The 20684-nt window shown below is 33.1% G+C and carries 15 protein-coding genes; 3 read left to right on the forward strand and 12 right to left on the reverse strand.

Going from position 1 to position 20684, the window contains the following annotated elements:
• Position 1: 1 nt before the first annotated feature.
• The 11 genes from JBL43_RS15020 to JBL43_RS15070 all read right to left on the reverse strand — a co-directional run bounded on the left by JBL43_RS15020 (position 2) and on the right by JBL43_RS15070 (position 14968).
• A complete protein-coding gene (locus JBL43_RS15020; RefSeq protein WP_198842228.1) occupies positions 2-4420 on the reverse strand; it encodes a two-component regulator propeller domain-containing protein in 4419 nt (1472 codons plus the stop codon).
• 4 nt (positions 4421-4424) lie between these two features.
• Positions 4425-6584, reverse strand: a complete 2160-nt coding sequence (locus tag JBL43_RS20265) for an ATP-binding protein (RefSeq protein WP_233098804.1) — start codon at positions 6582-6584, stop codon at positions 4425-4427.
• Positions 6585-6671: 87 nt separating this feature from the next.
• A complete protein-coding gene (locus tag JBL43_RS15030) occupies positions 6672-7421 on the reverse strand; it encodes a DUF6090 family protein (protein ID WP_198842229.1) in 750 nt (249 codons plus the stop codon).
• 8 nt (positions 7422-7429) lie between these two features.
• Positions 7430-8611: an acetyltransferase domain-containing protein gene (locus JBL43_RS15035; protein ID WP_198842230.1), complete on the reverse strand. Its 1182-nt coding sequence runs from the start codon at positions 8609-8611 to the stop codon at positions 7430-7432.
• 186 nt (positions 8612-8797) lie between these two features.
• On the reverse strand, positions 8798-10627 hold the full coding sequence (locus JBL43_RS15040) for a DUF885 domain-containing protein (protein WP_198842231.1): 1830 nt from the start codon (positions 10625-10627) through the stop codon (positions 8798-8800).
• A 173-nt stretch (positions 10628-10800) separates the two neighbouring features.
• Positions 10801-11208 (reverse strand): nuclear transport factor 2 family protein, encoded by a 408-nt coding sequence (locus tag JBL43_RS15045; protein ID WP_198842232.1) that lies wholly within the window; start codon positions 11206-11208, stop codon positions 10801-10803.
• Positions 11209-11265: 57 nt separating this feature from the next.
• Positions 11266-12816, reverse strand: coding sequence for a M20/M25/M40 family metallo-hydrolase (locus JBL43_RS15050; protein WP_198842233.1), 1551 nt, complete (start codon positions 12814-12816; stop codon positions 11266-11268).
• A gap of 22 nt (positions 12817-12838) precedes the next feature.
• The gene (locus JBL43_RS15055) at positions 12839-13348 is read right to left on the reverse strand and encodes a RidA family protein (protein ID WP_438839435.1); all 510 of its coding nucleotides are present in this window, start codon (positions 13346-13348) and stop codon (positions 12839-12841) included.
• Between the two features lie 35 nt (positions 13349-13383).
• A complete protein-coding gene (locus JBL43_RS15060; protein WP_198842235.1) occupies positions 13384-13719 on the reverse strand; it encodes a hypothetical protein in 336 nt (111 codons plus the stop codon).
• Between the two features lie 177 nt (positions 13720-13896).
• A complete protein-coding gene (locus JBL43_RS15065) occupies positions 13897-14415 on the reverse strand; it encodes a hypothetical protein (protein ID WP_198842236.1) in 519 nt (172 codons plus the stop codon).
• A 40-nt stretch (positions 14416-14455) separates the two neighbouring features.
• Positions 14456-14968 (reverse strand): ester cyclase, encoded by a 513-nt coding sequence (locus tag JBL43_RS15070; RefSeq protein WP_198842237.1) that lies wholly within the window; start codon positions 14966-14968, stop codon positions 14456-14458.
• 180 nt (positions 14969-15148) lie between these two features.
• Between JBL43_RS15070 and JBL43_RS15075 the strand changes: the two genes are divergently transcribed.
• Complete coding sequence (locus tag JBL43_RS15075; protein ID WP_198842238.1) at positions 15149-17113, forward strand: sensor histidine kinase; 1965 nt, start codon at positions 15149-15151, stop codon at positions 17111-17113.
• On the opposite strand, the gene JBL43_RS15080 is transcribed toward JBL43_RS15075, so the two are convergent.
• Positions 17110-17838 carry a LytR/AlgR family response regulator transcription factor gene (locus JBL43_RS15080; protein ID WP_198842239.1) on the reverse strand — a complete coding sequence of 243 codons (729 nt, stop codon included), beginning with the start codon at positions 17836-17838 and terminating at the stop codon, positions 17110-17112. The genes JBL43_RS15075 and JBL43_RS15080 overlap by 4 nt on opposite strands.
• A gap of 239 nt (positions 17839-18077) precedes the next feature.
• Here JBL43_RS15080 and typA point away from each other — a divergent pair, with 239 nt between their 5' ends.
• On the forward strand, positions 18078-19850 hold the full coding sequence (gene typA, locus JBL43_RS15085; RefSeq protein ID WP_198842240.1) for a translational GTPase TypA: 1773 nt from the start codon (positions 18078-18080) through the stop codon (positions 19848-19850).
• Positions 19851-20107: 257 nt separating this feature from the next.
• Positions 20108-20596 carry a c-type cytochrome gene (locus JBL43_RS15090; RefSeq protein ID WP_198842241.1) on the forward strand — a complete coding sequence of 163 codons (489 nt, stop codon included), beginning with the start codon at positions 20108-20110 and terminating at the stop codon, positions 20594-20596.
• Positions 20597-20684: the final 88 nt, after the last annotated feature.

Genomic DNA, 20684 nt, shown 5'->3' on the forward strand with positions numbered 1-20684 from the left:
TTCATTTGGATGTGGTTGTTGTATTTGTAAATATAATAGAAAATTTTGTACCTATACCTTCCTTCGTTTCTACTTTTAGCTCGCCGCCATGGGCTTTAATAATATCATAACTCATGCTCAAACCCAACCCTGTACCTTGTCCTGTGGGTTTTGTAGTAAAGAAAGGTTGAAAAATTTTATCTATTATTTTTTTTGGAATACCATTACCATTGTCTTCAACTAAGATTTCAATGGTATTAGCTTTCTTTTTTGTACTCACAGAAACGGTGGGTTCGTAGTCTTGTATATTCTGTTTTTTACGATCATTTACGGCATAAAAGGCATTGGTTATTAAATTGAGAATCAGACGACCAATATCTTGTGGAATGACTTTTATTTTTTCCAAACTGGTATCAAAATCTGTTTTCAGTGTAGCGTTAAAACTTTTGTCTTTTGCACGCAATCCATGATAGGCCAGGCGTAAATATTCGTCCGCCAAGGCATTAATATCTGTAGGTTCTTTTTGTCCACTGTTGCTTCGACTGTGTTGCAACATCCCTTTTACAATGGCATCGGCTCGTTTACCATGATGGTTTATTTTTTCAAGGTTTTGTTTAATGTCTTTGGCAATGTTTTTCGCTTCTTCTAGGTCTCCGTTATCAAGCTCCTCATTCATTTCATCAATCAACTCATTACTTATTTCAGAAAAATTATTGACAAAGTTTAATGGATTTTGGATTTCATGAGCAATACCAGCGGTGAGCTCTCCTAAACTTGCCATTTTTTCGGATTGAATCAATTGCGATTGCGTTGCTTTTAACGCGGTATAAGCATCAGCGTTGTCCAGGGCTATGGCAGTATAGGAAGCTAAATTTTGTAATAAATTTAAATGATAGTCCGTATATGCATTTTTTTCAAAGCTTTGGATGGTAATCACTCCAAGTACTCGTTTTTTAGAGATCAAAGGTAAATAGATAATGGATGTAGGCTCTTCTGTCTTAGTCCCGTCATTAAAGACCGTTTCAGGTTCTTTATAGTGTTCAATATAATTTTTATATTCCAGTTGCACATCATTTATAAAAATGGGCTTTTGGTTTTCTATGCACCATACCGGAAATTGATTTTTGTCGGTAGTATCTCTAAAGTAGACAGGGTAAGCCTTTCCTTTCTCCATAGCCAATCGGTATTCTATTTTATGTTTTTCGGGGTGATAAATTCCGACTCCGAAAATGGAGGCATCCGCTAATTCATTGACATGTTCGTATAATTTATGGAATATATCGTCTAAATCTAGAGAGGAAGTAATTTTTTTCCCAATTTCACTCAGCATTTCCACATTTCTTTTCCGATCATTCTCTGCCTGTAAAGCTTTGGCATCTGATTCTGCAGCCTCAGTTCGGAGTTCCATTTCCCGAATTTGTGAGCGTTGACGTTCTTTCAAGATTAATTTTCTACGTTGAAATCGATGTACAGTAAAAATTAGTGATCCTATCAAAATCGCATATATGCCATAGGCCCACCAGGTTTTATACCAAGGAGACTTAATACTTATAAATATTGATTTACCTTCTTCATTCCAAACACCATACGCATTGGAGGCACGGATAATAAATTCATAATCACCTGGATCAAGATTGGTGTATGATGCATAATTCCGATTGTCATAAATCCAATCGTTATCATACCCTTTGAGTATATGTGCATATTGATTTTTTTTAGGATTGGCATAATGCAAGGCGGCAAATTCAAAACTTAAATTATTCTGATTGTGTGCCATTGTTATGGTATCTGTGGAGAGTAAATCCTTTTTTAGTGGAGAAGCTTCACCCATATTATAAACCGATTGGTTAGAAATTAAAAGATTAGATAAAATTAAGTTTGGAGGCACATCATTGGTTTTTATTTTACTAACGGCATTTAAGCCATGTTCGCCACCAAAGTAAAACCTACCTTCAGGGGTCACAGTTGCTACTTGAGATAGGAATGAATCGCCGCCAAGACCATCTTCTGAACTATAGTTTATAAAAGTAACTTTACCCAATGTTTTACTTGTTACCATTTGTGACAATCCGTTTTGGGTAGATAACCACATTTCACCATTTTTTCCAATGACTACTGATTCTATTAAATTTGTGGGTAAGCCATCGGATTCATTATAATGTGTAAAAGTTTCAGTTTTTGGATCTAATTTGTTTAAGCCTGCGTTTGTAGCAATCCAGACAAACCCTTTTTTATCAAGATTAATATCAAATATTGCATTGCTACTTATAGCATTTTCAATATTGGGATCAGCAAGGTATGATTTGACCGTATTATCTTTTAAATTAATTTTATTAAGTCCACCAGCATCTGTACCCACCCAAAGAAAGTCATCTGTAAGTTTCATGGAAAGGATATTGCTACCGGTGATAACTAATTTGTCCGAATCTTTCTTTAAAAGTGTTTCAACCAACGTTTTGTCAGCGGTGTTTAATTGGATAAGTATTGTGCCATAGAGTTTAGTTTTAGTTGGTGCATCTTCATTCCAAACCCCGAAGCTATGGCTATCGTCGGACCTATACTTAAGTTCGTAATTACCGGGTTCTAATTCAATTTGCTGTATTTCAATTCTGTTTTTTAGGCCACCACCGGCATATTTAGTATTATTAAAATTATTTGAAATCCATAACGTATCTTTAACAGTATTTTCTAAAGAACCAAAATCAGCCATACTACCTATATCCCCTTCGCCTATAGATACTATGAGGTAAGTGCCAGATTTAGTTATTTCAAAGGATTGACTAAGATTTTGATTATCTGTTACTTCTAAAAATTTAGCAATGGCTTTATCACTAGTACTCCAGTTATTAATATTTTCTAAAAGTTCGTCAGGATAGGTTTGTGTGTAGGAACTGGTAATCCGCTTAAACGTGCCTTTTTTAGTGTCAAAATAATTCAGTCCATTACTGGTACCGACCCAAAAGTTATTTTTGGCATCTGTTTTTAAAACCCGAATCTTGTCGTCTGAAATACTATTTTCATCTTTTTCATTGTAAACAAACCGCCTTTTCTCGTTCCAATTTCTATCCAATTCAATAATACCGTCGCTCCAAGACCCCAAATAAACCGTACCATCAGAAAGTTCACCGATACTGCGAACGGCACCACCGTATGTATCATTTATAACCTTATATTTTACCTGTTTAAAGGTTTGGTTTTTTTCGTTAAAAATATTTAGGCCTTCCCCACGTGTACCAACATAGAGCGTGTTCGGGTTTACTTTAGAAGAAAGTAATCCAAATAGACCATTCATACTAATGCTTTGCTCATTACTTTGATCGTGAGTATAGTGTATAAAAGGTTTACTTTCGGGATTATGTGTTAAAATACCTTTGTTTATGCTACCCATCCAAAAAATACCACTTTTATCGATAATAAAGTGTGAAAAAGTGACACTCATACCGATGCCTTTGGCTTCATACACTCCGTTTACCGGAATCACTTGAAATGCATCTGAAATTCCTTTAAATTTTAAAATTCCTCGATAGTTATTGGCTATCCAAATATTACCTTCATTATCTTGTATAATATCATTCAAAAGATTCCAAAGCTCTGCCTGGTTTTCAGTATACGTTTGTAATGTTTTTAATTTGTTTTTTATAGGATCATACTTATAAACTCCATTTCTAGTGGTTATCCAAATGATGTTTTCACTATCTACGAATAAAGCTGTAATACCATTTACATCACTGGTAAAATCAACAGTTTCGGTATCCTCAAAAGAAACAGGATCAAATTTCGTTGCATTTTTAGCACGATGCATCAATCCATGCGTAAAGGAACCGAACCAAAGCCCACCATTGGCATCATCGGTTATTGCAAATACGGCATTATTGGTCACAGTGCCTTCAGATGAATTAGGTATGTTATAATCTGCTGGTTTCCATGTATCATTTTCTTTATCGTAAAATACCAGTTCTGCTGATCTTGATGCCGCCCAAATTGTTTTTTGAGAATCTATATAGATATTAAAAACGGCACTAATTCCTGGTGGAAGGTTAAATAGTGTTGTAAAATCATAGTTCGTAAAGGTTTTTTTATCTCTATTAAATTTGGAGACACCGGCATCGGTGCCTATCCAAAGGTTATGTTCGTCATCTTCGGCAATACTCCAAAGGCTATTGTTTGCTAAACTAGTGGTTTTTCCAAGGACATTTTTAAAGGTAGTAAAAGTATAACCGTCATATTTTTGCAAACCATTACTGGTGGCAATCCATATGAGGCCGAAGCTATCTTGGAAAACATCTTTAACGTTGGGAACCGCCAAGCCATCACCAATAGAAATGTAATCAGGATCAATTTGTTGGGCTAATAATTTAGTTGGAAACAAAAAAGTTACCAAGAATAGACCTAAGATTAGAAGAACAAGGCTTCGCTTTTGTATAGATTGATTTGTTTTCATTTGGTTAGGTTGTTGTATTTGTTAGTACTATTGAAAATGTTGTTCCTTTGCCTTCTTCTGTTTGTACTTTTAGCTCACCACCGTGACCCTTTGTAATAATATCATAGCTCATGCTCAAACCTAACCCTGTACCTTGACCGGTGGGCTTTGTGGTAAAAAAGGGTTGAAAGATTTTGTCGAGTATATGTTTCGGAATTCCATTTCCATTGTCTTTTACTGAAATGATAATCTGATTTTTAAGTTGCTTTGTTGAAACTGAAACTGTTGGTTCATATTTTTTAATTCCTGATTTCTTTTTTTCATCAACAGCATAAAAAGCGTTGGTTATCAAATTCAGAATTACACGGCCAATGTCTTGAGGTATAACATTTACAAGACCAATACTTTTATCAAAATCGGTTATCAATTCGGCATTAAAACTTTTGTCTTTGGCCCTCAGACCATGGTATGCCAATCTGAGATATTCATCTGCTAGTTTATTGATATCAGTAAGTTCCTTTTCACCTTCGCTACTTCGACTATGCTGTAACATGCCTTTTACAATACCATCGGCTCGTTTACCATGGTGATTTATTTTTTCAAGGTTTTGTTTAATATCTATTGAAATGGCTTTCGCTTCTTCAATATCTCCATTATCTAATTCTTCATTCATTTCATCAATGAGCTCAGTGCTGACTTCAGAGAAATTATTAACAAAGTTTAATGGATTTTGAATTTCGTGAGCAATACCCGCAGTCAATTCTCCTAAACTTGCCATTTTCTCAGACTGGATTAACTGCGATTGGGTTGCTTTAAGATCGTTTAAAGATTGATTTAATTCTGATGTTCTTTCTTTTACTTTTAATTCTAATTTCTCATTTTGCGAAGCAATTAACGAACTTTTTTCAGCTTCAATCTTTACCAGTTCTATCGCATTTTGCCGCATATTTTCATTCTTCTCTCTCATGCGATAGGCAACAAATGCTAACATTCCCAGGTATAAAACAGCCTTACCAATTAAGTCACTATTAACAGAATACAATCTTAAACTAAGATGATCGCCAGTAGAGAACCATCTGAACATAAGTCCAATAAAAGTTATAGTATAAGATAAAAATAAACTAAACATGACTACCCTAACAGACATTACTTTTTTTCTAGATTTTAAAGCGTATAAGAGTAAGAAAATGGCAATCCCAATTCCCGTAATTAGGTACGATAGAAAACTGTAATACATGGTTAAAGGTGCAACTAAACAAAATAGAATCAACCATTTATGAAGTTTTCCATATAACATCCTATAGCCGAATAAAAGACATAATACAGGGAAGAAGAAATATAAAAAAAAATGGACATAAGATAATAGAATCATGATGTGAGATGGTAGAGTAAAGAATAAACTATCCCCACCATAGAATGCCGTACTAATATTAAATATGAACATTATAGTTGAAAAAAGGGCTATGATGAATAACTCCTTTTCTTCTCTAATTAGAATATAGAGAAGCCAGAAAAGAATGGAGAAAATAAAAGAACTAAATAGATCAAATAAAGCTTTCTTACCCAACAAACTCATATAGTCAAAATAGTCATTGGTAATAATTCTGGTAGAACCTATTTCTGCGATTTTAGCAACGCCCCAATACTTACTATAATCTACATAATGTATGGCTAATGTATGTACCCTATTAGGTTCTAAAAATATTGGGGTTCTAATTTCGAAATTTTGAATATGCTCTTTGAATGACGCTCTGTCGTTCCCTTTTTCACCAAATTGACGCAATAATTTTCCGTTTAAGTAAATACCCTCTGCTGCGTGATCTTCTTTGTCTAAGTAGAGTGGAAGACTTGCAATAGCACTATCAATGGTAAATTGTAACCTAAACCAGCCTTCAAATTTGCCAGAACTATCTGCCATGTCATTTGATATCTGTGAAGGACTTAAGCGTTCCCAACCCCTTAAATCAATGTCTATGGGAGACGAATCTTGGTCATTTCCTGATTTAAATATCCAACCAGCCCTATTTTTTATGATTAAGCCAAAAAGCGGATCTAAATCTGACTTAGTGAAATGGACGATTGTATCCAGTGCCAATCTGTTTTTATTTACAGGGTTTTCCTGTCCACTTGCTGTAAATAGCATACAGAAAAATAGACTAATTGATATTAGTGTTTGTCTAATCATTGATTCTTAAGTTAATAGTAAATAAAGTACCTTTGCTTTTGTTTGTTTCAACTTGTATTGCCCCACCATTTTGAAATAATATCATTGCTATTTAAATGTTTTATTGGTTTCCTCTATGATTCTATCCATAGCATTTTCAAGGCCTTCAAGAGCCTTGATATAATTTAATATGGCCCAAGATTGATTATCCATCACATTTTCAAATTCTATATCCTGAAACATACCATAGTTATCATGCTTAAGTTTTGTTTTGTTATTCCACTGTAATAAGCCATAATTGTCTATGTTTTTCATAGAAGCGTTCTTGCTTAGATAAGGTAAAAAAAGATCTTGACCAATTTCATCCAATGTGAGATAGTTTTCTTGATTTTCTTCTAATTTACTCGACCACTCAAATAGCTGTGCCCGCAAAGAATCTGAAGAAATTAAATTTAGTTTTCCAGAAGATATTAAGTCTAAAACCACAGCTTGACTTGGTTTATAGGTTCTATAATCTAAAGTTTGTGCTAGTAGGCTATCCAGATTATATTTATCAAGAATTTCCTTAGGTTCGCCAATTAAATTCATAATGTCTTTTGCACATGAAAGGATCTTTTTGTGATGCTTAATATATTCTTGAAGATTTACCCTATTCTTTTTAAATTCAAAATTTAGATTCTTAACAATACGTTGCTCGTCTCTCTTATTACCAGATTCATTATTCCAATTATTTATCTGCAAAGCAATCAAAATTCCAATAACCACGAGGATGATTTCTCCAATGGCATACTTGAAGTACTTGGAAGTTTTACCTTCTTCGAGAAGGTTTTTTCGGATTTGACGGAAGAATTTTATCATATTTTAGATTAAAGATAGCTAAGCCACCATTTGTCTTTGTTATTGGCTTTATAGTTCATATATTTTTTACAAATAGGGTAGAGTAGAAGGATTACTCCAATCCATATTATATATACAGCAAAAAGTGAATAACCATAAGTCAGTAAATTTTTATTCAAAAAAGACGCAGCATCAATGATCATATCTTGCCAATGACCTCCAAAAATTAAAATACTCACGATAGCCAGTGTATGAATGACTAACATATGCAAGAAATAATAGAATAAGGGTACACGACCAAAGACCAAAAAGAAATCGGTTACTTTGTTTTTAGTGGTTTCAACAGCATACAAAAACAGCAGTGCAGGTCCCATTGTAATACATAGATATGATAAAGAAGGTGGATATTTGGTGACATTTAAAAATGAGATAATCGTTTTCGTAGTAGTTTCTTGTTGTGTCCATGGTACTAAATCGCCATATACATTTGACAATCTTAAAACAAAAAACAGAATAATGGCACCAAATCCAAGGTACAAAAGCCATTTTTTACGAACAGCAACATTAAACCCGTTTTGATAAAAAGTACCGAATAAATAACCCAGAGCCATCAGCCCAATCCAAGGAATTATAGGATAATGGATATAAAGTATGGAGTCGGGACTGAAAACGAAAAATTTTCCTTGGTGTAAAATATACCATAGTATAGCTTTAAAACTCTCGCCTTCTAACACAATGCCATCTAAAGCATTATGACCAGCAACTAGAATAATACCAATAGCAAAGATCACTTTTTTTGGTAAGTATATTAAAAACGAAAGAAAAACCATACAAATACCAATAGTCCATATTACCTGGACGATGATAAAACTATAGTTAAAATCAAAAGTCCAAATTAAATTATTGATGGTAAACTCTAGAATAATTAACCAAATTCCTCTTGAAAATAAAAATTTAAAAAGTTCATGTTTTGTTTTTTTACTACCATACAAAAAAGCGGAGTTTCCAGCCAAAAAAACAAATATAGGTGCACAGAAATGTGTAATAAAACGAGTAAAAAAAAGTATGGGTGTTGTCGTTTCTAGGTTGGTTGGATCTGAAAAAAAGGAACCATAATGAAAGTATGCACGTACATGATCTAGAGCCATAATTACCATGATAATCCCTCTAAGTATGTCGATAGATTCAATTCGGGTTGATTTTGGTTTCATGGGTTTTAGGTTGGGTTTTTAATTTAAAATAAACAACTCTTTTGGGCGTATTACTTTTCATGAATGACTTCCAGTTCATCATACTGTGTAATATGCCCTGCATTTGTGTTAAGCTTCTTCCGGTTTATACTTCCGTACTTATCTATTCCATAAATTTTGGATCCATGGTATCGTGCATGCCACCAATCAATTGCCTTTTTGATTGGTTATCCATTGGTTTACATTATCTTCTAACACATCTAATGGAATTGAACCACTACCGAGAACTACATCATGAAATAACCTAATATCAAATTGATCTTTAAGGGTTTCTTCAGATTTCTTTCTAAGCTCTTTTATTTTTAGCTCTCCAATTTTGTAAGCTAAGGCTTGTCCAGGCCAAGCGATATACCTATCGATTTCAACCGTAATATCATTTTCATTTTTTCCTGAATTCTTTACGAAATAGTCAATGGCTTCTTGTCTGGTCCATCCAAAAGCATGAATACCAGTATCAACCACCAAACGAATAGCACGCCACATTTCATACGTCAATTGTCCGTATTGAGAATAGGCATCTTTGTACATTCCAAGTTCTGGACCTAAACTTTCAGAATAGAGTCCCCAACCTTCAACAAATGCAGTGAAATTAAGCATCGTTCTAAACTCTGGAACGTTCTCTAACTCTTGTGCAAGTGAAATTTGTAAGTGATGGCCAGGCACAGCTTCATGAATAGTCAACGCTTCCATCTCCCATTTTGGTCTCGTTTTTAAGTTATAGGTATTCGCAAAGAAATAACCTGCCACACCTGTCTGCAAAGAACCTGGATTATAATAGGCAGTTGTGGTAGCTTGCTCTGAATAGGCAGGAACTTTTTTTACACCATAAGGTAGCCTTGGTAGTTTACCAAAAAGCTGAGGTAAAACAGGATCTATTTTTTTGCAAATGTCACGATAAGCCGAAAGTAATTCTTCGGGCGTGTTAAAATAAAACTGAGGGTCTTCTTTGAGGAAGGTATTAAATGCATTTAAATCTCCGTTGAAGCCTATATCAGATTTCACCTTTTCCATTTCGACTAATATTCTCGCTACTTCTGATAGTCCTAGGTCGTGGATTTCCTGAGCCGTCTTATTTGTGGTGGTATGAAACTTTATTTGCTGATTGTACCAAGCCGTTCCATTTGGTAATTCACTTAAACCGTAACTTTCTCTTGTATTAGGCAAATAAGTATCCGTCATAAAACTCCTGAACCTTTCTAAAGCTGGGTTTACGCTTTTGGAAATAATCGTTTTCACCTTCTCTTTTAAAAGATCATTTCCTTCTAGGTTTGCAAATGGTGTATAAAAAAGGCTTTTTATTGGAGTTTTAGCAATCATGCTTTTTAATTGCTCGGGTACCTGTACCACAGTATTTCGTGGCATCACAATTCCCTTTTCAATACCTTCAGATAAGGTTATTTCAATATTTTGTAGAAGTTGTGGTATACCCTTAAGTCTAGCTATAATGTTTTCTAATGCTTTTGAAGAATTGGTTGGCATCATTTGAATTATTGCAGGGATATACGTATGAACTCCCTGAATTTGGTCTATAATTAAATACTGTTCTGGAAACTGACTATTCATAGCATATTGGTCACCAACAGAGCGATTAAAAATGCTGAAATTAATCTTATCATCTTCCGTTAACTTATCTAGGTTAAACCAGTCTTTTGATGCGTTGAAAATCTTTAATACCGCTAAGTTTTTTTTTGTCCCTTCTGGTGAAACGTCATCCCATAAATGATTGAAATTAGGTTTTCCAAAAAAAGTAGCCATTCCGGGCGATGCTTCTAATTGACTTTCGGTATAGACTTCAAAAAGCACCTTTATCCGTTCACTTTCACTACTGAAATTTTTGATGTCTTTTATGTAGGCGAGTTTTTCGATAATAGTGCCATCAGGTAGATTTGCTTCTTGGGCATATCCATTCATAGTAGTTATAAGAAAGAAAGCTAGGCTTAGCAAAAAAAATACATTCTTTTTGATGATTTTTTTCATGTTGTTTTATTTTAAAATTATACTTCTGCGATGAATCAATTAATGTTATTAGGCTTTTGCTATTTACTCTTTTTTTCAATCTAAGTTCTAACCTGATGTTCTAAAACAGAAGGCGACATGTCACTTAGGATTGATATATAATCAGTATAATGAATAACCCCAATTTAGTCGAATTATATTTCCTCAGCATCCGCCAATTTTTTGGTATCAGCATACTGTTGAAACTTGACAATTTTATTGTCTTTTAAAGACCAGAAATGTGCCACTTGAGCATTATAAGATTTTCCTGTTTCTTTGTTTTTAACATCATATCGTAAAGTAGCCAACACTTTGTTGTTACTCATTTCATGAAGTTCAATATCAGATAGCTTAAAATATTCATGATCTGCTCCAAGACGAGCAAAAACACCATTTAAAATAGCCTCCGGACCAAAATATGGATTGCCGTCCGCCAAGGAATTACTTTCCGCTTCGTTCCATTCAATTTGAGCGTCCATACAGCCGAGAACTGTATGCATAGCACCGGTTGCAAATCCCTTATATAGTTTGTCAATGACCTGCATGTTTTGATTTTCTTTCATAATTTTTGATTTTAGTTTCTATTTTTCTGTTAATGGTTAATCGTATTTCATTTTAGATTACTCTTCTCTTGGTAAGCGTGAATCTCTTTCTGAAATTTGATACACAAGTGCTGCAATGACTGTGGCATTTATCTTCATGTCACGTTCAGGAACATATTCCAAAGCATCTAAATTAGTGTGATGCGTTACTGTACTGTAGTTTAACGGATCTTGAATGATTTGAAATCCTGGTATTTTGTAATAGTCAAAAACATCATGATCTGTAAAATTTGTATTTTGAATGGTTAGATTATTTACATCTAAATAGGTGTAAGGAGCTAACATATCTTCAAAAATGGGTCTGACCGCTTCGTTTCCCTGTAAATAAATTCCTCGCATTTGTCCTGCACCATTATCCATATTGATATAAGCAGAAATCTTTTCAACCTCTTTTTTTCTGGTAGTTTCTTTTACTTTTCCGTAATGCTTTTCGGCATAGGCCATAGAACCTAAATATCCTTGTTCTTCTCCTCCCCATAGTACCATTCTAATCGTTCGTTTTGGTTTTAGTCCAGACGACTTAATTATTCGCATCACTTCCATCATCACTGCTGAACCTGCTCCATTATCTGTGGCTCCAGATGCCGAATGCCAAGAATCAAAATGGGCACCAATCATCACCACTTCGTCTTTTAATTTTGGATCGGACCCTGTGATTTCTGCAATAATATTCACGTTATTTTCTGGTTTTAAATAGAGTTCAGAATCTAAATGGAATTTGATTTTCGGATTGATTTCTCTAGTTATTAAGCGTTTTAATTTTCCGAAATTTTCTGGCGAAATAGCAAAATAGGGGATTGATTTTACATGACTTTTCTTAAAATTATAAGTACCGCTTGGATGAATAATACCTGGAAAAAAAGGTGTAGTACCTAAAATACTTAAAGCACCTTCTGCTTTTAAGAATGCAAAAAAGGCATCATCCTTTCTCATAAAACTTTCGAAAATAACCTCTAAATCTTCAATTAGATCCATATCTCCAGCAGATGACCCTAATGGACTACTTGGTACGGGTACAATCGATTTTTTAGCTTCCTCAATTTGATCGTCTGTAAACCGTTTTGAAAGTGCATCAAATAGCATATTTTGCTCAGGTGCCGAACCCATTAATATGGTTTTTCCTTTTAATTTTCCGCTCCACTGTTTTTTTATAGCTTCTAAATCGGTGTGATTTTCAATTGAAACTAAATCGCCTATCTGTACGCCATTTGAACTTTCTGTCCACGCATATGGATAGGCCTGTATTTTCATATAAGCAGGTTCAGTCATTTCTACATTAAATGAGTTGACTTCCCAACCCATACAATCATCACAGTAATTTTCGAAATACACCTTGTCAACATCCCAATTTTCCATGGTTTTCTTTGCCCATTCTGCAGCCGTAAAATATTGATTTGTACCTGTAAGCCGAGGGGCGTAAACATCAGACAAATCAGTAATGAGGCTCATCACTTCCGATTTCTGAAAGCCTTCTGTGTTGATTTTAGAAATGGCTTGGGGTAGTGTTTGGCTAATTGCAGTGTATGATATTAGAAGTGATAGAATAAGAATTTTTGATATTACCTTCATGGTTTTTATTTTTCAGGGTTTATTATTTATTTTTTGGTTTATGCACTTCCAATTCTATTTCAATCATAAATTCAGGAACCGCCAGTTCTTTGACACCGAGCCAAGAACCTGTTGGAAAGTGCTTTTTATAAATTTCAGTTCTGTAACTAGCAAACTCTAAAAACTTTGCCATATCTGTAGTGAAGACATCTTCTTTTACAACATCATCGAACGTACAGCCATAGTGTTTTAATATTTTTTCTAAATCGGCATAGCAATTTTTCATTTGCTGTTCAAAATCCCCAACTGCTGTCGGATTCCCTTCATCATCCATGCTAACCGCTCCAGAGATTTTTATTGAATTACCTATTTTTACAGCATGGGAATAACCATAGGCTTTTTCTACTTCCGGACGTAACAGGAAGTATTCTGGTGTCTCATGTTCAGCCTTAGCATCTTTGTGCTTATTAGTTTCAGTGTGTCCGGTTGTGTCAGTATTGGTTTTTTCGTTGCAGCTTATAAATGACATTGCAACTACTAGTGCGATTACCAATGTTGTTAATTTTTTTGTTTTCATTTCATTGGTTTTTAATACAAAATATTATCAAGGACTTTTTCTAGATAGCGTTCGTTGGTTACGAATTTATCATCTGAATTGAAAATTTTAAAGACGTCTCTTTTCAGATCATTGAGTTCTTCATGTGTATATTCATGTTTTCCAATAACATATTCTATCTTATCAAATTGAGTATCTTCATCATCCTTTTTAAACTCCTTATATATTGGTTTAAAGGTTGCTTCATCTGCACTCGATTTTATGAGTTTCAATTCTTTTTTCTTTATTTTGGAATCTGCATTGGCACATAGCAACAGAATATAAATTTTCAATTCGTTTTTGGTCCAATTGGGTTCTTTATTTTTCATAATTGATAGTTTAATTCACTTAAAATATTTGATTTAAAAACGCTTTGGTGTCATAGCTACCAATAAAATCAGACCCACCAATAATTCCCACTTTTTTCAGGTATAATAATTTTTTAATGAAATAGTAATCACTAAGTATTTTACACTACTTAGCGATTAATATTAATTATTTAATTGTTACTTTTTGGGAGGTGTTAATGTCCATCCTGTGTTTTTCATAATGTTTGCTGTATCATAAAAATAACGCATCATTATTATTTTACCATTAGCAACTAAACTTGCAATATGAAATGGTATAACTATTGTATTTTCAGTCTCTTTATTTGTAATTGTGTTTGTACCCCATGCTAGTACCCATTCACCTTCATTCCAATTATCAGTAACTTTAACAGGTAAATAAAGGTCACCGCTGATTACATGTTTATAGGAATCAGTACTTTTTTTATAATAAATGGTATGTTCAGCAACAGTGAGAGAATCTAATCCACCGTCTAACCCATAAATCATGGCACCTGAATCTAATGTAGCACTCATTTTGGCTATATCTGCAGCTTGTAATGCGTTAACATAAGTCCGTACGAGATTTTCAGCCGAATCTGCATTTTCAAATTCTATGGTTGTTTCTTGTGCATTTGTGACGATTGGATTTAGAATAAGCACAATTGCTAAGACCATCATTCTTTTAAAATTTTTCATAATCGTTAGTTTTAAGGTTTATTGTGATTGTTAATTTTATTTATTCCGTAATAGGTGGATTTAGAGTAAATCCCAATTGTTGCAACAAATCCAGTTCATTATAAAACACATCTTCTCTATAAATTTTACCTTCTTTATCTAAATAAAGATGTGAAATTCCGTTAACTTTTATTTTCATGCCAGTAGCATTAATTTCACCAAAAATTCCAGTATGTGTACCTGTAAATATCCATACTATAAAGGCTTCATTATCTTTTATGAACTGGCTTGGAAAAGTAAAGTTCATATCAGGAAAACCGGTATGAAAAATGTGCATATTAGCCTTATGTTCATTTATATTAGATACCATTTCAATCCCATTCATATTTCTGATAAAATTTTCTGTAAGTAACGTATCCGCTTTATTCCTGCCAATACTATTCTGGCTAATTAAATAATTTGAAATTGTAGCTCTTATAGTAGTGTTCGATAAAGCTCCACTAGATTGTTGCGTTGGATTACACGAGAGTAAGATGGAGCCAATAAACATATATATTACAATCCTAAATTTCATAATTTCTCTTAGTATGCAACATCTAAATAGACATTTCTAAAGTTGAAAAACAAGTGGACTAGGACGAATGGATACTTTTAGTGTCCGAAGAATAAATTTTATTTTTCTACAGTTTTTTATTGCAAATTATAAATTGGTAAATTAGCGAAAACGGAATTACTACCGCTTTTAATGCATTTAATGAGAAGGTATTTACGGAAACTATTTTTATTTGGCTTTTTTACTATTTTTTATAGTAGTATTTGTGGTGCTCAAATTTTTGATTCGAATAAAGAGAATCCATATAACAAGGTTTTTATTGATACTGATAATTTTGGAGATTCCTACTTAGACATTTTAGAAGTTGCTTTACCCAAATTAAAAACAGATTCCATTAAATTTTCCGTGTTAAATGATTTGGCCTATTATTGGCATACACGAAATTTAAATAAAGCTTTGAGTTTTGCAATTCGGGGTTTAAAAATAACCAAACAAAAAAAAGATACACTTTGGCATGGAAAGTTTCAGATAACTCAAGGAGCAATTTTGCTTCGTATGGAAAAGCTAGACAGTGCTTTTTTTGTGTTGCAAGAGGCTAAAAGGAAAGTTAGAAAGCAAGATTTACCCAAGTTATATACAGAATTAGGTTATGTTTTTGAACGAAGAGGATTAATTGGCAAAGCTGCAGACTATGCTTTAGAAGCACTCAAATTGGGAGAAGACCTACAGGATAAACGTGCAATTGCTATGGCGTATAGTGATTTAAGTAATTTATTCTGGAAACAATCAAAATTTGACAAAGGGTTGGAGTACGGTTTAAGATCGGTTGCTCTTTTTGAAGAAGTTGGTATGAATGATTTAGATTATGACTTTACATTATATTTGGTTGGTAATAATTATTTAGCATTAAAGCGGCAGGAAGAAGCTCTTAAGTATTATAATCATGCTATTGCAATTGGCGAACGCTATGGTTTTTATAACAATTTAAGTGATATTTATATTTCGTTGACTGATTTAAATGCTTATTTAAATAAATTTGAACAAGCAGCATTGGCAGGTGAGAATGCAATTAAATATGCCAATTTATTGGATAATAATTTTATGCTGATGCGATCTTGGCTTTCTTTGGGTAATGCTCAGAATTTGGAAGGTAAATATCTTAGTGCTATAAAAAGTCTGCAAAATTCGATACGAATTGCAACGGTTGATTTTGGTGATAATTATTATTTAAGCCAGGCTTATAATAGTTTGGGTAGGGCACATGCAGGAAATCATGATTATCAAGAAGCCTATGCAGCCTTTGCACAATACGATCTATTGCAGAGTAAAGTGTTTACAGCTGAAGCTGATGAAAGAATTTCACAATTACAAACGGAATTTGAAGTTGCTCAAAAAGAGAATACAATTAAGTTACAAGAAACAGAGATAAAAAAACAAAAGTTAAGAGAAACATTAATTATTGTTATTTCAGTAATGCTTTTTATAGTGCTAACGCTTATCTATTATGCCTATCAAAACATTAGGAAGAAAAGGATTTTACTGCAGCAACAAAATAAAGAAAAAGAGTTCTTATTAAAAGAAATTCATCATCGTGTTAAGAATAATTTGGAGATCGTTTCAAGTTTATTGGCCTTACAATCTGCTCAAATTACCGATAAAAAAACGGTAGATGTTATGTTACATTGCCAGAATAGAGTGCATACAATGAGTTTGATTCATCAAAAGTTATATCAACGTAATAATTTGTCAAAGGTTGAAATGAAAGATTATTTTATAAATCTTAGTCAACATGTTTTGGACTCATTTGGAAATGACAATCGTATTTCATTAAAAGTAGATATGGAAGCTCTAGAAGTTGATATAGATATGGCTATTCCGTTAGGTTTAATCACTAATGAATTATTAACTAACGCCATGAAATATGCCTTTCCAAATAATAAGGTAGGTGAAATCTCTATAAATTTATCAAAAAGTAACAACAATGAATATACCCTAAATTTTAAGGATAATGGTATTGGGTTTGTTGGTACTGAAGTTTCTAAGGGGACAGGATTTGGTACTCAGTTAATTAATCTATTGGTAAGTCAATTGGGAGGTTTTATTGAAAAACATAATGAAAATGGTGCTTCCATTTCTATTCAGTTCTGTTTTGACAAAATTGCTTAGATGGTATGCAATCTTTTCATTAAATCAATTTTAAATGATTTACTCATAGGAACCACTTTTTTAGATACTATTAAATGGCTCCCAGCTACTTCATCAATTTTAGAGAGATTTACAATATAAGATCGATGTACTCTTAAAAAATGTGCCTTGGGCAGTTTTTCATTAATATCTTTTAAGGTGTTTACAATTAAAAACGCTTTGTCTTTGCAAAAAATACGACAGTAATTACGATCAGCTTCAATATAATAAATGTTTTTAATAGAAATTTTTACCATTTTATCATGATCTCTCACAAAAATGCAATCTTCTAATACATAAGGGTTTTTCTGCTCTATTTTTTCTGCTTCTAGTGTAATGGTGTCAATAGACAATTCTATAGCACGTTGTAAGTCCAAATTCTTAAAAGGTTTTGATATAAATGCAGCTGGTTTTGTGGTTTTTGCCTCGTTAAAATAGGAATCGTCTGTGTTTGCCGTTAGGTAAATTATTGGTATTTTATATTTAACCTGAATAAGTTTCGCCGTATCAATTCCGCTTAGTTTACCTTTCAGTTGAATATCCATTAATATAATGTCGGGTATATTTGCTTCTATTTGTTCTAAAGCATCTTCACCTCTAGGTACCATACCTACAACCTCATAACCTAATTTTTGTAATTGAAGAGAAATATTGGCAGCAATAATCATTTCATCCTCTACTATAAAAACTTTTACGGGTACTGACATTTTATCAAAGGGTTGGTTTATAGATTGATAAAGATAAGTTTTATTTTTTTATAATAATTATCGTACTATTAAAAGGAACGTCTTTTGTCAATTATTGTTTTTATTTCAAATAATGGAACTTGTATTCTCTAATATTTGTGACAATTTAGCTTTTTTATGAAACCTAAATGGAAAAAATACATTCTTAAATCATTATTAATCAAATTAAACACTACTTTTGCACCTCGAAAAAAAAATATATGCAATCTATTAGAAACATAGCTATTATAGCTCACGTCGATCACGGTAAAACTACCCTAGTTGATAAAATTATTGACCAAGCCCATATCTTGGATGAACGTAAAGAGCGTACTGACTTGTTGTTAGACAACAATGATTTAGAACGTGAACGTGGTATTACGATCTTGTCCAAAAACGTATCTGTCGTTTATAAAGGAGTAAAGATAAATGTAATTGATACCCCTGGTCACGCCGATTTTGGTGGAGAGGTAGAGCGTGTATTAAAAATGGCTGATGGTGTTTTATTACTAGTAGATGCATTTGAAGGTCCTATGCCTCAGACTCGTTTTGTATTAGGTAAAGCGTTGGAATTGGGTTTAACTCCAATTGTAGTCGTAAACAAAGTAGATAAAGAAAATTGTACACCTGATATTGTACATGAAAAAGTTTTTGATCTTATGTTTGCTTTAGACGCAACTGAAGAACAATTAGATTTTACAACGATATATGGTTCAGCTAAAAATGGTTGGATGAGTACAGATTGGCAAAAACCAACGACCGATATTGTAGATTTATTAGATGCTGTTTTGGAATCTATTCCTGAGTCTCCTTATAATGAAGGAACTCCTCAAATGCAAATTACTTCGTTAGATTTTTCTGCATTTACTGGAAGAATTGCAATTGGACGAATTTTTCGTGGAGATTTAGAAGTGGCTAAAGATTACATGTTATGTAAAGCTGATGGCTCTACTAAAAAAGTTAGAATTAAAGAATTACACGTGTTTGAAGGAATGGGTAAAGCCCAAGTAGAAAAAGTACGTTGTGGAGATATTTGTGCAATAACTGGTCTTGACGGATTTGAAATTGGTGATACAATTGCAGATTTAGAAAATCCAGAAGCATTGCCAAGAACAGAAATTGATCAACCAACAATGAGTATGTTGTTTACAATTAACAACTCTCCATTCTTTGGTAAAGAAGGTAAATTTGTTACTTCTCGTCATTTACGTGATAGATTATTCAAAGAATTAGAGAAAAATTTAGCTCTTAAAGTTGAAACTACTGATTCTGAAGATAAGTTTATCGTATTTGGACGTGGTGTATTGCATTTATCAGTTTTGATAGAAACTATGCGTCGTGAAGGTTACGAGTTACAAGTAGGTCGTCCTCAAGTAATTTTAAAAGAGATTGACGGTAAGAAATGTGAGCCTTTTGAAACATTAGTAATTGATGTACCAGAAGAAGTTTCTTCAAGAGCTGTACATTTAGTTTCATTGAGAAAAGGGGACTTGTTGGTAATGGAGCCTAAAGGAGATTTACAACATTTAGAATTCAACATTCCTTCAAGAGGGTTGATTGGATTACGTAATAAAATATTAACAGCAACTGCTGGTCAAGCAATTGTAAATCACAGATTTAGTTCATATGAACCTTTTAAAGGTGAATTTTCTGATGAGCCAAAAGGAGCTATTGTTTCAGCTGCCGCAGGTAAAGCTACTGCTTATGCTTTAGACCGTTTACAAGATAGAGGAAGGTTTTTCATTGATCCTAACGATGAGATCTATGTGGGTCAAGTCATAGGAGAAAATAGTAAAACAGAAGACATGGCTGTAAACTTGGTAAAAGGAAAGCAATTGACAAATATGCGTAAATCAGGTACTGATGAGGCCATGAAAATTTTCCCGAAAGTAGATTTTTCTTTAGAAGAATGTATGGAGTATATTAAAGATGATGAGTATTTAGAAATTACTCCAAAGAGCTTACGTATGCGTAAGATTACTTTTAAAGCGTAATTTCTATATTATAGATAAAACAATGTTAACCGTAAGGTTACTCATGTATAATTAAGTATTGTTTTTGTTGTGAATGTTCATGACAAAAGCAATACTTTTTTTTGTTTTACACCATTCTAATAAGACCCTTTAAATTTTTTGGTCACCTATTATGGAATGTTCTGAAAAGGATTTTATTCAGTAAATAGTTTCCAATATATGATGAATATCATTTTTTTAAGATTAGAGAAAAGTTAGTTTTGATAAACTCTTAAAATATGAAAAATCTAATTTTATGCTCTTTATTATTATTTGCGTTGGTAAGCTGTAATAATGATAAAAAACCATCAACACAAGCTACACTTTCTAATACGAAGACCGCAGAACAACAAGAAGAAGCCTATACGTTGTTTAAAAATACGTGTTATGCCTGCCATAGTATTACCAGTAAATCTCATGATGAGATTATTGCACCACCAATGATAGCCGTAAAGAAAAGATACTTAATGGCTAATCCTCAAAAAGAAGATTTCGTTAACGCAATAGTTAATTTTTCTAAAGAGCCTACTGAGCAAAAAGCATTAATGTTTGGAGCAGTACAACAATTTAGGGTAATGACAAATCTTAATTATAAAGAAGAGGACTTAAAAAAAATAGCAACTTATATTTATGAAAATGATATTGAAAAACCAGTTTGGTTTGATGCTCATTTTGATGAACAACAAGGGGGGAGAATGGGAGCAGGAAGACAAGGGAATAACAATTAGTATTTAAAGTAAGAATGCTATACTTTCTAATATTAACAGCACATTCATAAGCATGCTTTATAATTTTTTGTTAAATGTAGTTTACTTA

Source organism: Aureibaculum flavum, assembly GCF_016406085.1.
GTDB lineage: Bacteria > Bacteroidota > Bacteroidia > Flavobacteriales > Flavobacteriaceae > Aureibaculum > Aureibaculum flavum.